The organism is Streptomyces sp. Da 82-17, from assembly GCF_046098215.1.
Classification (GTDB): domain Bacteria; phylum Actinomycetota; class Actinomycetes; order Streptomycetales; family Streptomycetaceae; genus Streptomyces.
In genome coordinates, this window is record NZ_JBJURH010000041.1 from 1 (window position 1) to 16,082 (window position 16,082).

Annotated in this window: 8 protein-coding genes and 1 pseudogene; 1 reads left to right on the forward strand and 8 read right to left on the reverse strand. The window is 70.7% G+C overall.

Annotated features, from left to right (window positions below; translation table 11 throughout):
• Positions 1–175 precede the first annotated feature (175 nt).
• The 8 genes from ACIDOF_RS37010 to ACIDOF_RS37045 all read right to left on the reverse strand — a co-directional run bounded on the left by ACIDOF_RS37010 (position 176) and on the right by ACIDOF_RS37045 (position 15,181).
• Positions 176–2,572, reverse strand: coding sequence for an SUKH-4 family immunity protein (locus ACIDOF_RS37010; protein ID WP_409010660.1), 2,397 nt, complete (start codon positions 2,570–2,572; stop codon positions 176–178).
• 477 nt (positions 2,573–3,049) lie between these two features.
• Positions 3,050–3,781, reverse strand: a complete 732-nt coding sequence (locus ACIDOF_RS37015) for a 2-phosphosulfolactate phosphatase (protein ID WP_409010661.1) — start codon at positions 3,779–3,781, stop codon at positions 3,050–3,052.
• A 73-nt stretch (positions 3,782–3,854) separates the two neighbouring features.
• Positions 3,855–4,883: a hypothetical protein gene (locus ACIDOF_RS37020; protein ID WP_409010662.1), complete on the reverse strand. Its 1,029-nt coding sequence runs from the start codon at positions 4,881–4,883 to the stop codon at positions 3,855–3,857.
• A 55-nt stretch (positions 4,884–4,938) separates the two neighbouring features.
• Positions 4,939–7,272 carry an SUKH-4 family immunity protein gene (locus ACIDOF_RS37025; RefSeq protein ID WP_409010663.1) on the reverse strand — a complete coding sequence of 778 codons (2,334 nt, stop codon included), beginning with the start codon at positions 7,270–7,272 and terminating at the stop codon, positions 4,939–4,941.
• Positions 7,273–7,325: 53 nt separating this feature from the next.
• The gene (locus ACIDOF_RS37030; RefSeq protein WP_409010664.1) at positions 7,326–8,642 is read right to left on the reverse strand and encodes an SUKH-4 family immunity protein; all 1,317 of its coding nucleotides are present in this window, start codon (positions 8,640–8,642) and stop codon (positions 7,326–7,328) included.
• A gap of 52 nt (positions 8,643–8,694) precedes the next feature.
• On the reverse strand, positions 8,695–10,599 hold the full coding sequence (locus tag ACIDOF_RS37035) for an ATP-binding protein (RefSeq protein WP_409010665.1): 1,905 nt from the start codon (positions 10,597–10,599) through the stop codon (positions 8,695–8,697).
• Between the two features lie 98 nt (positions 10,600–10,697).
• Complete coding sequence (locus ACIDOF_RS37040) at positions 10,698–12,935, reverse strand: SUKH-4 family immunity protein (protein ID WP_409010666.1); 2,238 nt, start codon at positions 12,933–12,935, stop codon at positions 10,698–10,700.
• 14 nt (positions 12,936–12,949) lie between these two features.
• Positions 12,950–15,181 (reverse strand): toxin glutamine deamidase domain-containing protein, encoded by a 2,232-nt coding sequence (locus ACIDOF_RS37045; protein WP_409010667.1) that lies wholly within the window; start codon positions 15,179–15,181, stop codon positions 12,950–12,952.
• Here ACIDOF_RS37045 and ACIDOF_RS37050 point away from each other — a divergent pair.
• A pseudogene (locus ACIDOF_RS37050) lies at positions 15,138–16,082 on the forward strand (hypothetical protein); the annotation flags it as partial. The gene ACIDOF_RS37045 and the pseudogene ACIDOF_RS37050 overlap by 44 nt on opposite strands.

Consider the following 16,082-nt stretch of genomic DNA (forward strand, 5'->3'; position numbering starts at 1 on the left):
AACAATCCACCGCGAAGCCCCCGTCGCACCAAGGGCCTGTCAAAGCCAGCGGCAGCCAAACCTTACCCACCACGCCTTGGAGCGCGGGCCGTTGCTTGTGTCACAGGGCTGCTTCAAACGGGAGGGGCGAATCGGTGACCGGCGCCGTTCGCACCGCCGTGCACCTCCGCCCCCTTCAGTCAGTCTCAGTGAACCCCGTCGTCCAGGCGCCCGATGCCGCGCCCGCCTCGTCGATGGCCGACAGGGCGTGCTCCAACTCGTATCTGATTCCCTCGCGTTCGGCCCGGGGGCCGGCTGAGGCGAGGGTGCAGCGGATGGTCAGGTAGACGTGGAGGAGGCGTACGAAGGAGGGGAGGTCGACGGCGATCAGCAGGGCGGAGTCGGCGGCGTCCTCGCTGTCGTCCTCGTCCGACTCCTCGTCGTCGAAGTACGCGTCGAACTCGTCCTCGTAGCCGGAGACCCACTCGTCCGCGTTCAGCAGGTGGACCTGGCCGGTGGGGCCGTGCAGGACGATGTCACTGGTGACCCAGGTGCCGAGGGTGACGTAGGTCCCGGGAGGTGTGTCGTCCGGGAGGGAGTCCGGGGACGGCTCGGTCAACTCCCTCTCGTCCAGGGGGAGTAGCTGCATCTCGGCGCAGGTGACGGCGGGCAGGCCCGTCTCGGTGAGGAAACGGCGCGCCTCGGGGTTCGTCACGCCCTCGGGGAGGCGGGCGGCGGGGAGTTTGCGTACGACGGAGGGTTCGAAGAGGCCGTCCGCGTACGGGTCGGGGGAGGGCGGGGCGAGCGTTCGCCAGTGCGGGATCGGGTGGCGTGTGTGGTCGTCCCACATCGGCTCGCCGTGGACCTCGGCGAGGCCGGAGGGCGCGCGGTTTGCCCCTTCGCCCGCGTCGATCGCGAAGGCATCGACCGCGAAAACGCCGCCGAGCCCCGTCACGACCACGACGTCGCCCACCGCCACCTGGCCGGAGAGGAAGGGCGCCTCCAGTGCCTCGTACACGGTCAGGTCGACCCAGGCGGGCGTGAGGTCCCGCTCGTCGTCCGGGAGCCACAGCGGCTCGCGCTGACCGGGGGCCGGGAGGGGCGGGCGTCCGGCCCCGGCCCGGTCCTCGCCGCGACCCTGGCTCTCCTCCTGCCCCTTCTCCTGGTGCTCGTCCTGCTCCTCGTCCGGCCAAGGCCCGGCCAGGTCCTCGCCCGTCTCCGCATCCCAGACGCGGGTGCGGTGGTCCCACTCGCCGGAGGCGGACACGGCGTACCGGCCCGGCAGGTAGTCGGCGGGCGCGAGCGACGGCTCGGCCAGCGGGCCGGGACGTACGTACTCCACGCCCACCGCACCCGGCGGGCGCCACCTCGACCAGCGCACCCGCCACGGCAGGCGGCGACCCGATGCGGCGATGTCGGCAGCGGTGGCGTTGTCGCCGCGGGCGGTGCTCATCAGGTGGAGCCAGGACGCCCACTCGTCCTGGGGGAGGGAGTCGACGCCGTAGGCCCACAGGTTGATCGCGTCGCCGGCGGGGGACCTTGCGTCCACCGGGCCCTCGTCCACCAGACCCTTGTTGGCCAACGCCGCGTCGATCAGGGCGACTTGGTCGATGTGCGCCACGAGCCGCCCCGCCCGCTGCACGGAGCCGAACTCGCCCGCCTGCACGGCGTGCATGGCCAGGCCCTGCGACAGATACCGGGCCGTGGCGGCCGTGCCCGTACCCGCCTCGTGGGTACGGCGCAGCCAGGCCACGAGTTCCCGGTTCACGGCGCGTGCGAGTCCGGGGTCGGCGGTGTCGCGCAGGGCCACGGCGAGGGATTCGTCCCGGAAACGGACGCAGCCGGTGGAGCCGGTGCAGCCAGGGGTGCCGGCCCGGGTGTCGTTCTCGACGTACGCCGTGAGCGAGTCGTCGTCGTTTTGGGCCGGCCGGCCCGTGTACGCGGACACCGACCGCCGCAGCTCCCGCCACACCTCGACCGGTACGAGGCGGGGCTCGGCCAACGACAGGGCCAACAGGGCGTCGGCGGCACCTGATTCGGGCGAGGGGAGGAGAGCGGGAGCTGGGCGCGTGCCGTCTGCCGGGCGGAGGGTGACCACGAGGTGGTCGTGCCTGCGCCTGACGTCGGGCAGGTCCCGCTCGACCAGCACCTTCACATCCCCGGCGAAGGCCAGCTCGGTGCTGAATCGGTGCACCATCCGGTCCGGTTCCTCGGATCGGCGCGTACGGCCCGCGCGTTGGGCGTTGGCGATGACGACGAGCCCGCCGCGCAAGGGGGAGCCGCGGAGCGCCTCGCCCCAGTCCGACCGCCGCCGCCCGAACCAGTCGGCGTCGGCGAACCCGGCCGCGCCCGCCGCCGCCATGACCTGCCCGACGATGTCCTCGCAGGTCAAGCCGGTCGCGTCGATGAACAGCGAGCCGGGGGAGGCCTCGTGCACGCGCCGCAGCGTCCCCGTCCGGCCGGACCCGGCGGGCCCGGTCAACTCCGCGACTCCGCTTTGCCGCACGTCCAGCCAGGTCTGCAACTCGGCGAACGCCTGGTCGGGGGTGGCGGGCGCGGCGGGCGTGGTGGGGGCGGCGTGGTGTCGGCTCATGCGGTCGGCAGGGCTCCGGGGGAGGGGGAGTTGGGGTCAACGGGGTGGGTGGCGCGAGGTAGCCGTGGCCGTGGTTGAGGTCGGCGGGCATGGGGGCCGGGCTCGACGGAGAGGTGGTCGGCGGCCACGAGCGCCTCGGGCACTCGAAGGGCTGCGGCTCTCCCGCGAACTCCGGGTCGTCGTAGGTGCCGTAGCTGCGTACGAGAGCGCCGTCGCAGGCCACGCGCCAGGCTTCGAAGGCGTTGTACGGGTCGAGGGCGTAGAAGTGCGCCTCACTGTCCGAGGTCTCGTCGGTGACGGCGGCCAGTCCCGCGGCGGTGGCGACGGGCCGCAGATCGTGCAGGCCGAGCGCGGCGACCGCGTCGTCGAGCCGCTCGGCGGGGAACGCGAGCCAACGCCCGGCCTCGGAGGGGAGGCCGAGTTCGACGTCGGGGTCTGTGGGCGGCATGGGGGCAGCCTAGGCCGCCTCCCGTCACGTCAGCGCACCGCCCGCGCAGCCCGTACCTCCCGCGTATCCCGCACCGCCCGCAGCACCGGCAGCCCCGTCTCCTCCCTCTCCATCCGCATCGCGAAGTCGAACCGGTCGACCTCCACGCAGAGTTCGACGTCGTCGGGGTGGGACCCGAGGCGGTGGCCGGTGCGCAGGTCGTCGGCGGCGGGGGAGGTGCGGGCGCGGTGGACGTAGGGGGCGGGGTCGGGGTGCTCGCCGTCGGCGAGGCGTTGGTCGAGGTACGCGGCGCAGGCCAGATCCTCCGCGGCGCGGCCACCCTCACCCGTGGCGACGTACGTCACGGGCGTCGCACTCGCAGCCGCCCCGACCCCCGCCTCCGTCAACGCCCGCACCGTCGCCCCGGCCACGGCGAAGCTCGCGCACAGGACCAGCTCGGCGTGGGCGACGGCCAGCGCGCCGACCGTGCCGGCGGTGGTCTTCTGGACGACCGTACGACCGGCGAGGTCCGAATTTCGCAGCAGAGCTGGGGAGTTGACGAGATCGAAGCCGTCGACCAACGCGCCGTCCTTCAGCGCGAGCCAGCCCGGGTGGGCCGCCTTGATCTTCAACGCCTCACCCTCGTCGGCGGCGAGCACGATCCGCTCGGCGCCGCGATGGAAGGCCCAAGCGGCGGTGGTGAAGGCCCGCATCACATCGATCACCACGGCCACCTGCTCGGTGCCGTCCACCTCGGGTATCCCGACCACTCGTGACTGCATCGGCGGATGCTCCCAGGTCAGGGGGTGGGCCACAAACGGTTATCCGGGCGGTCGGCGTCGGACCGGCGCCACCTCAGACCGGCAGCGCCCCCGAAAACCGGAACGTAGGAACCTCAGGGTGCGTGTTGGCCAGCCAACCGTGGCCCTGTGTGCGGATGTCGGGGACGAAGTCGCACTGGACGGAGAGGTTACGGGCGGCGGTGCTCGCGTACGGGCAGCCGTCGGCGTATTCCGCGGCCTCCCGAGGCGTCGCCGCGTTGTTGCGGTACGCGACCTCGAAGTGCAGCGGCTCGCCCGCGAACTGCGGGTCCGCGTACGTCCCGTAGCTGCGTACGAGGCGCCCGGCGCGGGAGACGTACCAGCATTCGGCCTGGTTGTACGGGTCGGCGCTGTAGAAGTGCGCCTCACCGCACTCCCGGCTGAGTCGGTCGGCGAGCGTAAAACCGCTCAACTCGTCGATGAACGAGTTGCCCCACAGGAGCCGCCAGTTCCTGATGGGCAGCGTCCGGCGCCGGCTCGTCAACTCGGGCGTGACGAACACCCGGTAGGCCGTCGACCGCCGCGAGTCCGCCGAGTTCGGGACCTCGACCCGGTCCGGGAACCCGGTCGCGGCGGCCGCACCCGTCACCGTCGTGGCGGGACGCAGGTCGTGCAGCCCCAGGGCGGACACGGCGTCGTCGAACCGGTCCGCGGGGAAGGCGAGCCAGCGCCCGGCCTCCGCCGGCAGCCGCACGGCACCTTCCTCAAGAAGCCGTATCCGTACGAGGCGCTCCAGCGCGCGGAGGTCGGCGCCCTCGATGCCCTCCCCGCCACCGAGTGCGGCCAAGGCCACGAGAGCCTTACGGCGCAGTCGACCAGGGACTCGGCGCCGTATCTCCCTGAGTCGCCCCTTTGCCACGGCGCCCAGCCGTCGCAGCACACCCTCTGCGTCGCCGAGCCCTGCCGGCCGACCCTCGCGCACGTACGGCAGCACATGGTCGACGGCCTCGACGCCGAGGGCGACGAGCGCGTCTTCTGCGCCCTCGCGCGTGGAGCGATTCGTGGCGGAGAGGTCTGCGAAGAGGTCTTGTGTGAGTGAAGCGGCGGCATCTGCATCTGGCATGGGAACGCAGCCTAGTTACTGGCTTTCTCCGGGTGCGGCCGCGGTCGCTTGGGGCTTACAACGTGTGCCAGTTCTCGGGTTCCAGTACGTGCCCCCAGTTGCGGCCGGCCGCCGCGGCCGGGTCGAGGGCGGAGAGCCATGCGGTGAGTTCGGCGAGGAGATCGGCGCTGTCGAGGCCGCCGGAGGTGGCGTACGCGAGCATGTACTCCCACTGCAGGCACACCATCGCCACGAACGACGCGAGCGAGGAGCCGGCCAGAGGGTCGCCGGGTTCGTCCTCGTCGACGGCGCCGGGCCGGGACTGGCGCAGTACGCGACCGGTCGCCCCGTCGAGCAGCAGGGTGCCGCCGAGCCAGGTGCCCAGCTCGTACAGTGCGCCGTCCGCGAGCGGAGGCGTGAACTCCGTGCCGTTCTCCGGGAGTTGCTCGACGAGGCCGGTCGTGCGGAGGTCGCGGGTGTCGAGGCTGTAGAAGCCGGCCACGGCGGGGAGGCCGGCCTCGGTGAGGAAGCGGCGGGTCGGCTCGTGCGTCAGGCCCTCGGGCAGCCGGTCGGCGGGCAGGGTCGGGACGGTGCCCTCGCTGAACACGCCGAGCAGCCGTTCCCGGGTGGGCCGGCAGGCCTCCTGGTCGTAGGGGCGTGGCGTGACCTTGCAGCGCGGGCCGACGGCCGGGAGCGGTTCGGCTTCCGTGCGCCCCACGCCCGGCTCGACGGCGTAGAGCCCCCGCGGGCCGCCGAGGACCACGAGCCCGGCGACACCGACGGCGTCTTCAAGGTTGGGGGCCTGGATCGTACGAGGGGGTGTGAAGGGGTGAGGGGGCACGCTCTCGGTGGAGGACCCGGTGCCGGTGGGGCCGGTGCCGGTGGGCTCGGTGTCTGCGGCTTCGAGGCGGGCCACGTTCCAGGACGGCTCTACGGTCCAGGAGGGCTCGGCGAGCCCCTGAGCCTCGGCGGACGTGCTGTCGTCGGCGGTGTCCTCAGCGGCATCGGCGTCGGCATCGGCGTCGGCCTCCTGCCCGGTCGGACCCGCAAACCCCTTCGGTCGGACGAGCTCGCCCGTGGAGGCCCGCCAGGTCAGCTCGTCGCCGCTCTCGTCGACGCTGGTCACGTACGCACCCGAGGTGTCCGCCTGTACGAACTCGACGGGTCCCACGGGCGGCCCGGGCCGGTGCAGGGCCCCGGGCGCGCGCCAGTGGGTCCACACGGTCCGCCAGGGGAGCGGCCCGGCGTCCGCGATCAGGGCGTCGGCTCGCCCCTCCTCGCCTCGGCTCAGCGCCAGCAGGTGCAGGATCGACAGCCACTCGGCGTGCGAGGACGGCGCGAGGCCGAGCGCGTCGACGTAGTGCAACTCCGCCGCGTACGTCCCCTCGGGGACTCCGTCGGGGAAGGCGACCGGCAGGGCCTCGATCAGCGCGCTGTGACGGCACTTGGCGAGTGCGCGGGGCGTGCCGAGCAGCTCCTCAAGGCGTCCCGCCACGGCCGCGTGCGCCGGCAGGGCGCGCGCGGCGTACGACGGCGGCGGTTCATCGCCCGCGAGCAACGCGTCCACCACGGCGTTCTGGAAGGACCGCGACTCCGTTGCGGGAAGCGACTCCCGCAGGGCCCGGGCATCGGACTCGCGGGTGAGGCGTACGCGCGGGGCGGTCTGGCCCTCCGGCTCGGCCCGGCCGTCGGGTCCTTCCGGCCCGGGGTCAGGCTCGGACTCAAGCCCAAGGGTGACGAGGCCTGACAACTCCTCTGCCAGCGCGCGAAGTTCAGGACCGCGCGATTCCGCCCCGAGGACCGCGCACAGCGCACCCCACTCCTCCAGGCGCAGCGCCCGCACCTCGGCGAGGGCCAGCGCGAGGAGAGCGGTGCGGTGTCGGCCGGTCAGCGAGTCGATCGTCTGGCTCGCCCGTCCCGTACCCGGCGCGAGGGCGATCGGGCGCTGCCCCCGCAGATCCACCGCGGCCACGTCACCGTCGACCTCGATGACGAACCGCACCCCCGTCGACCGGTGATCGACACCGAAGACGCCCGCGAGCAGGCTCACCAGATGTGCGGGTTCCGCCGTCGACCGGGTCTGCCCGGCCCACTGGGTGTTGGTGACCAGGACGACCGAGTGGCTCGGGCTCTCCTCGGCGAGGTCGTCGGACAGGAACTGCACGCTCCGGTAGTCCCCGTAGGACACACCGAGGGCACGCATGACCCGGTCGACGACCTCCTCGGACGACAGACCGGCGGCATCGACGAGCACCGCTTCCGGCATGTCCACGGCGGCCTCACGCAGCAACGCGCTCTTCCCCGCCCCGGACGGGCCGCCCACGAACAGATACCCGTGGCGTGGTTCGGGGTTCCGCAGCCAGGAGAGAAGCTGCTGCGCGGCTTCGCCCTCACCGAGCTGTGGATGCATGACCGCACATCCCTCCCCGACTACCGCTGCTGCCACCTCGGACTGGGCGGACCTCAGAACAACCCGTGCCACATCTGCTCGACGATCAACGACCACCACGTCTCCGGATTGGCCTGCGCGGTCGCGTCGAAGGCCGCCAGCTGTTCCTGCAGCTCGGCGACCGCCGCGCCCGCCTCGTACGGGTCCATCCCCACCATCCGCTGCCGGGTCTCGGCGAGCAGGGCGAGGGAACGGGCGTACGCGGACAGGGAGATGTTGACGTAACGCGCGTCCGCCGTGACCGGGTCGATGGCCCAGATCGCGCCGAGGCCGTTCGGCTCGGTGGAGCCGGGCAGGCACTGGACAGCGATCACCGCGACACCGTCGAAGCCGATCCGGATCAGATGCCCGAGTACCGCGAGCTTCTCCTCGCCGGCCGGGCTGCGGCGCTCCCGCAGATTCGTCGGCACGTCGGTGAACAGGCCGCCCGCGGACGGCGCCTCGGGGTTGTCCGCCGTGAAGAAGAGCGGCAGGTCCGCGGGCAGCCCGGCCTCGGCGAGCGTGGCCTTCGCGGTGTCGGGCAGCCGGCTCTCGGCTATGGCCTCGGGCGCGTAGCGGCGTACGCCGTCGTGGCCGAAGACGGCGACCAGGTGCTCGCCGAGCGCCTGGTCGGACAGCGGGACGGCGGGCGTCACCTGCGTCGGGACGGGGACTCGGTGCGGGCGCGGCGGGGGCTGCTGGCCGGCCATGCGGTGCGTCTGCTCGACCTGCTCGACGAGGCCGGCGATCCCTTCGGCGCGGACCTCGGGGCGGGCGCCGTACGGATGCGAGGTGGAGAGCTCCGCGTTGCGGAAGGTGTTGAGGAGCTCGGCCGTGTAGCCGCCTGGGAGGAGACTCGGGCGGAGGTCGGTGTGGACGGCGACGACGTTCTCCGGCGCGACGCCCAGGCGTCGCAGTTCCGCCCACGCCTGGTACTCGGCGGGCGGCTGCCCGGGAGCGGAGGTCCGGAAGAGAGTGATCTCGTCGTTCGCGGCCGCGTCGGAGTAGGTGACCACGCAGGTGTTGCCCGGGCCGGTGGCAGGACGGCCGCTGCCGGTGGAGCCGTCACCGCCGTGCTTCTGGCGGTACATCCGCACCACCTCGTCCACGGGCACGGACGGCCAGATGGTCAACTCGCCCGTACGCCGGTCGACGACGCCACAGGCATCACCGAGCTCGGCCGGCGGCCGGCGCTCGCCCGTCTCCGGATCGCGCTCCAGCGCCGCGGGCGCGGCCCACACCACCCAGCCGAGGTCGAACTCGTGCATCTTGACTTCACGGCGCGGTTGCTGGGCGCCGCTGGGGTTGAGCCAATGGTCGGCAATGGTGAGTGCCTGCTCCTGCGTGGTCAAGATGACTCCTTCAACGTGCTGCTTCCCGGCGGTCTAAGTGGTGGGCGATGGGTCACAGGGGCGAGGGGTTGTGACCTGGGCTCACAACGTGCAGCGCTGTGGCGCCCTTCTCAGTGGCGACGACGAGGACGCCTTCAGGGGACAGATCGACACTGGTGAAGGGCGTGTCGGATACCAACGCTGCGGCGATCTCCTCGGTTCGGCGGTCCCAGACACGCACGAAGTCGCCTCCGTGACTAAGGGCGAGTGGAGCCGACTGCCGTTCGTCCTCGGAGCGGAGCCGAATCTTGGAGGGGTCGAAGACGCTGTCGTCTTGCGGAGCCAGGGCCAAGGACCGGATCACGACCTCGAGGTCCCCGCTGGTGTTGTCTGCGTCCAATCGTTGCGAACCTGGAGTTCCCCCAGGAACAGCGAGTACGGCGACCGGAGTTGAACCCCCCTCGGCATCGGAGTGCACCCCGGCGGTGACGGATCGGATGCCCTGTACAGGCAGGCTCCACAGGGTCCGCCAAGGAAGCTTCAGGCCTAGCTTGTGCACGGCCTCGGCGTACTGAGGCAGGTCGTCCACCACGAACGCAGTCTCAAGGAGTGCGGCACGCAGCCCTGCATCTGCCTGGATGCGGGTCAGCAGCGGTGCGATTCTCCGGTACGTACGCGCGGGTGCGTTCAAGCTCTCGACCGGAACCGCCTCGACGGCAGCGCGAAGCGGAACGGGGTCGGCGTGAACGAAAAGCCCCGGATCCGTGAGGAGTTGTGGGAGTTGGCCTGCCGCCAGCGCGTGGCTCGCGACGTGATCACGGACGTACCGGTCTGCGCGGCTCCAGTCCTGCTCAGGCACAGCCCGCAGGAGGGCCATGGCTGTCTTTGCCTGTGTCGAGCGCAGTGGTATGCCTGCGCGGATCTCCTCGCCGAGCGCCGGGTGGAGGAGCCTGAGCAGAGGGGTGCCCGACTCCTGTTCCACTATGTGAAGGAGAGGCCCGGCCAAGAGTGCCGCATCGGAGAGCGTGCTCGGCTCCGCCTCCGTGAGCGCGCTGGAGAGCGGGCCCCAGAGCGCGGCCGGAAGTCCTTCTCCTTCGGCCAGGGCGATTGGGGTGAGTATGCGTCGCAAGGTCTGCGGCTCGATCCCCACACGCCGGGCGTGCCAATCGATGAACTCGCCGATAGTCGCCGGCAGGTCAGAGCCGTCGAGGCTGTCTGCCTCAGCAGGTGTGGTGCTGAGGCTCCGCGCGACGAGTTCTACGACCAGGTGATTCGTGCCCGCCTTACGAGCGATGGCTTGAGCCAGGGCCGCCCGCGCTTGGTCCGTGCCATCGGCTTCATCACCGGCGCCCAAGGCCGTTCGGGCATGGCCGGCAATGCTCTGCGGGTCGGCCCACTCGGGCTCGTTGAGGTCGATGACCTGCACGGTGCCTGGAGGAAGGCCTTCCACCAGCTCCGACGCCAGAGTCTTAGGAACGTCGACGAGGAGGCGCACCGTTTCGATCGCGGCGAGCGGCTTCAACACGTCGGAGACCAGCCTCATCGGCTCATCTCCCGTACGTACTGCACCAGCACGGTCCACGTCCGGGACCACAACCGACACCGGGCTGCTCAAGGCTGCGATCTCGGTGAAAATCTCCTGCTCACGCGTGGAGCGCAGACCGCAGTGATCGGCGAGTAGCCACAAGACCTGACTGGCAGTGCGCCCTGCCGGCGCGGGCACTACAGGCGGCGACTGCTCCGGTGGCACGATCGCGGGATCCATGTCGGAGAGCGGGAGCTGCCGGCGGAACTCCTTGTCACACAGCATGAGAAAGGCGGTGAGGATCCGGGTGCACCCGCTGCCCGGACTACCGGTCAACACGACGACGCGCGGTGTGCCAGGCCAATCCATGTGCCATGCGGCGAGAGCCCGAAGCACAGCTGAGTGCCCGCTGGTCAAGGGGTGCGGGGTGTAGTCGTCGGTGGTGCCGTTCATCCCTCTGTCCTTTACCCTCAGTGACACCCAACAGGCGCCCTCGATCCTGTCCCGCTGCCGAGTGGACGCGAGGTGGCCCCTCGGCCCGCCTACAGTCGTCAGACTCGATCGGTGAAGTTGTAGTCCTCGAACACCCGCTGCCAACTCGGCGCATTGAATGCCAGACTGTCGAGGCTGCAGAGCCAGTGGCGGAGGTCGACTTCTGTGTCCTCGATGGGCCAGTCGGACGCGTACCACCAGTAATAGAGCCGCATCATGGCTACGAACTGCCGCAGGCTACTACCCGCTAGCCGGTCATCGGCCCATGCCGATCCGCCGAGCTCTACCCTCCCCCCACTCCCGTCGAGGAACAGTGGGGCGCCCTGCCAGGTGCCTAGTACGTAATACGGGCCGGCGCCCGCTGCAGTTCTGGGGCCAACCGAGGAGTCGGCCGGATCGCCGGGAATCAGCGGTACCCGACTGAGATCGATGGTGTCGATCTCCAGGAAACCGGAGACGCAAGGCAGCCCGACATCGATGAGGAAGCGGCGCGCGTCGGCATCCGAGATACCAGAAGGAAGCTCAACCTCGGGCACACGTGCGATTGCTTCGTCTCCCCAGACAGCAGCAAGCCATGAGCGTGTGGGGTCCAGGGCAGCCCTTGGCAGTGGTGTGGTGGCCACCTGGGTGCCGGTACGGATCAGTCGCTTGAGCAGCCCGGTCGGGGAGGGGGGAGTGGACGTGTTCGGGGAGACGGTCATGCCGAACACCCCGTCGCTCGAAGCCATCGCGACGTGATCGCCCACACGCACCGCACGGCGTACATGACGAGGCATACGAGGAAGGTCCACCGGCCCGTCGGCAGCACCCGCGGGCCGCCACCCGTGTGCCCCTTGATCCGCGACGACGATTTCGGGCTCGGTGACGGCGTCGGACGCCGGAGGCACGTCGTCTGTGGCCGGTACGTCGGGCGAGGAGCAAGGCTCCCCAGTGACGAAGTCCCACGCGCCCACGAGCCTGCTGCGGCTGGAGGCCGTCACGATCGTGCCGGCCGTCGTGTGCGCCACGTCGAGGGTGCGGATGACGGGCCGTTTCACCAGCGCTCCCGTGTGGAACATGCCTGGCGCCACACCACTCGCCCATGTGGCCTGCCAGGGGAGGGACGCGGATGGTTGGGCTGCAAGGAGCCGCGCGGCATTCGGGGCGTCGGACGGGCCGCGTTCCAACAGGCTCAGATGAAGGAGCGCCAGCCACTCGTCATGCGACGACGGCCAGACGCCTCGCAGGGCGACATAGTGGAGGGTGGCTGCGAGAGTGCCCTGAGGTACGGGAGTGTTCGCGTACACAGCCTCGAACGCCTCGAACAGCGAGACATGGCTGACGCGAGCCAACAGCTCGGGCTCAGCGAGGAGTTGGTCGAAGGTGCCCACCGCAGCACAGTGTCCGGCCAGGGCGCGATGCACGTACCACTCGAGCGAGGGGACCGGGTCGGCGGCGCGGATTTCCTCGATGACGTGACGGTGGCAGTCCGAGGCGGTCGCGGGAGGTACGGACGCTCGCCATCGACTGGCCGTGGACGGGTGCCGGAATGACGCGAGAGCTGTGCCCTGTGGGGTGTCGGTGCGGAGCAGCAACCCGATGGAATCGGGCTCCGACCCGCTCTCGCGGTCGAGGAGCAGCGCCAATTCCTCAGTGCTGGCACGGAGCCCGAGTCCTGCACACAGCAGAGCCCAGGCCTCGAGAGGCACAAAGGCGTGTTCCGCCAGGGCAAGAGCACGAAGGCAGGTGTCCCGGTGATCCCCGGGCGGGACGGAACGAGAGGGGGGTTCCGCTGCGGTGGACATGTCGGCGCCGTTCGGGCGGAGAATCAGGTGCCGACCGCCCAACTCGGTCACGGCTGCAGATGCGTCCGCCACTTCCACCAGCAGTCGCATCCGAGTGCCACGCCGATGGTTCTTGATCAGGGGACGCACGACAGCGTCGAGTACACGCTGTGGCTCGTGACCAGTGCGCAGGCTTCCGGCCCACTGCGTGTTTGCCAAGATCACCACCGGAGCTCCGGTGAGCTTCCCGACCGACTCCGCGAAGTTCCTGTCGAACGAATTCGGTGCGTCGATGCCGAGGGCCGCCGTGGTTTCTCGGGCGATCTCTTCAGCGGTGCGTCCGCCGCAGTCGACGAACACGGCCTCGGGGACTCGCACACTGATCTGGCGCAGCAGAGCCGTTTTCCCGCCGGCAGCACCGCCGCCGAACCACAGCCAAGCGCTGTGGTCCCGCGGCCGATCGACCCACCACAGGGCACGGTCGAGGGCCAGCTCTGGGGTGACCTCATCCGGCGGCGGAGGTGCAGCGTTCATGGGTTCGTTCGTTCCTACTGCCCGGCGGAGGCTGAAGTGGGGGTTGGGAAGGCGTAAGCCTTGAGGATATCGGAGAGCCGATTCAGGTGGTGCTGGGCATCCGCTTCCATGGCCTGCCGCGGTGTTGTGACGCCCTCGCGGGGATCATTGAATTCACCGACCTGCTCGCCTTTGCGGTACCCGAAGCCATAGTCCACCCGCATGTTTTCCGGTAGATAGGACGTGATGTAGCCAGAGCAGTCTGCGTGTCCTGGGGAATTCGAAGGATCGCCGCAAGGCTCCCGCTCCGTGTACATGTGCACAATGTCGAACGGTTTCTTGCCCTCGCTGGCGCGATCCTCGTTCAGGCGCTCCATCCACCCGCCCAGGTGGGGCTCGGAGTGGTCAGGCCTCGGGCCGGCGTGACTGAAGGAACTGTCGGCGACGTAATGCCTTTCGCCGTTGTGCGGATCGACCACCTCGATCACTGCGAAATTACGTCCCGTGAAGTTCGGCTTCAGGTCCCGGGTGGATTCGGCCACCTGCTGTGCAACGCTCTCGCCGTAGGTTTCATCCAGGTGGTGACGTGTGCGCTCTGCGGGGGAGCTGCTCTTGTTGTTCGACCCCTCGATCTCCGAGAAATCTCTCTTGGCATTCGCGTGCACCTGGGCCCCCCGGGAGTCGTCGATATTCTCAACTCCTGGGAAGTTCTGTTGGCGTCTGATGTCACGTTTGCGGTGGGCTTCACGCTCGGTGTCTTCAGACCATTCGTACGCGGACTCGTCGCCGGCACGTGGATGCGGGCTTGAGCCCACACCCTGGTTCCTGTGGAAGTCGTTGCTCAGGCGTGCGAGGGCACCGACAGCCGCAAGCTGTTGGCCTCGGCTCAAGTCCTCGAATCCGGGAAGGGCAGCGAAGGCGTCGCGGGGCCAGGGGCGGCCGTCCTCGTTGCCCTGGAGGAGCTCGCGCATCCGGTCGTTGTTGTTGTTCGCCAGGTCGTCCAGGAAGTCGTAGACCGGATCCAGATCAATCTGTCGTACGTCTCGGTCACGCAGACCTTGTTGCGCCGGGTCGCCGAGGACGCCGTAGTGCTGGTGGTCGGCTGACTGCTGCTGGTCGTACGGGGTCGAACCTTGAGGGGGCGGACTTTGGCCGGAGTCCTTGGTGCCCTCGCCGTCCCCCTCGTCCTTCCAACTGTCATGGGGGTCTTGGGTCTCGGATGACTGGCCGGCCGGCTCGTCCGGAGCGCGCCGGTCCGTCCGCGCGGGGTCGTTCTCAGGCGGGCGGCCGGCCCCTTCGGCCGGCGTGCTCGAAGTGTTCCCCCGCTGGCCCGAGTTGGACCCCCGGGCGTCGCCGCCGGCGGGGATCGCTCGACGGTCCGAGTCCAGCGGAATCGCGAACACGCCGTTCTTCCCGCTGTGCAGCGGATGCGGGCTGCGCTGGCCCGTCTGGGCGTCGATGTACGTGATCTTGCCGTTGTGGTTGACGGCGTTCCACGCATGGGCGCGGCCGTTGGCGTCCTGCGTGATGATCACGGCCTGGGAGCCGTGGCCGCTGTTGCGGAGGGTGTTCTCCAGGCGGTTGTACGCGTCCCGGCCGTTGCCCATGTCGCTGAAGCGGGCGCCGAGCGTGTTCTCGATGCGGTCGCGGCCGCCGCGCTCGCCGCGGTCGGACGGGTTGCCGTCCGCGTCCAGGTCGGGTGTGCGGGCGCCGGCGGCGGTGGGGTTGCCCGCGTACGTGTCGACGGTGGACAGCGCGGTGTCGACGCAGTTGTTGCTGCGGCCCGGGGCGTCCCGGCCGTCGCCGTTGATGCGCTCGACCCAGTCGCCGTCGTTCGGGTTCGGCGGACGCGTCGGGTCGCCGTTCTCGTCCCGCGGGACGGAGTTCTCCAGCGCGTTCTGCTCGGCGCGCGACGGGTCGTTGACGCCGCCGGGCGGGGTGTTGTCGCGGGTCGACGAGGCGGGCGTGGGCTCGGACTTGGAGTCGTCGTCCTTGTTGCTGCCGTCGTTGTTGTTGGCGCCGGGCTGCTGGTTGGCGTTGTCCGGGGTGGGCTGCGGGGCGGGCGCGGGCGTCGTCGTCACCGTGTGCACCGCGACCGGGACCGGGGTGGCCTGCTGCGGCGGGTTGTTCGCCGGGGTCTGCGGCGGCGTGTTCGGCGCGGACTGCTGGCCCGGGGTGTTCGGCGTGCCCGGGTTGCCCGGGTTGCCCGGGGTGTTGCCCGGAGTGTTGCCGGGGGAGTGGTGCGGGTTCGACGGGCTCGGCGCCACGTGCACCGGCCCGCCCTGCTGCGGTACGGAGGGCCGCCCGCCCGGTGTGCTGCCCGCACCGTCGCCCGGGTTCGGCCGCGGGGTCGAGGCGGGCCCGGGGTTCGAGGGGCTCGGGGACGACGGCGGCGGGCCGCCGGGGGACGTGCCGGGCGTCCCCGACGGGTTGTTGCGCGGCGGCGCCGAGGACGACGGGTTCGGACTCGTCGCCGTACCGCCGCCGGAGTTCGAACCGCCCTGGTTGGACGGGTTGTTGCGGGGGCCCGGGTCGTTCTGGGACGGCGAGTTCGGCGACGTCGGCATGGCGTGGTTGCCGTCCCCGCGCGGCGGCGAGCTGTCCGAACTCGTGGGCGGCGGCGCCGAGTTGGTGACCGTCGGCGCGGACGCCGCGAGGCTGTCGACCTGTGTGCCGATCCCGTTGCCGTCGCTGGTGGACGGCGTGGTGCTGGACGGGGAGGGGCTGGGCGCGGACGTCGGGTTGGGCGAGGTGATGCCGCCCGGGTTGGAGTTCCCGCCGTTCGGCGACGACGTGCTGCCGCTGTCGGAGTTGGACGAGGGGGTGTTCGACGGCGAGTTGTCGGAGCCCGAGTCGTCGTTGAAGTCCCCGAGCGACGGTCCGTCGGAGTTGCGCGGCGGCGAGTCCGAGCTGGGGGAGTCGCCGAGGTCCGGGCCGGAGGGGCCGTCGTTGCCGATGTCCGCCGAGACCGTGCTGCTGACGCTGGGTCCGTCGTTGTTCGACGAGTCGGAGTTCGAGGAGTCCGAGTCGGAGGTCGGGGAGTCCGACGTCGGCCCGCCGGATTCGTCCGCCGCCGACTGGGGCGCCGCGTCCGTACCCGGAAGGGAGGAGCTGCCGTCGCCCAGCGGTCCGCTGTTCGCGAAGTTCTCGGCGCCGTTGCGGATGTTT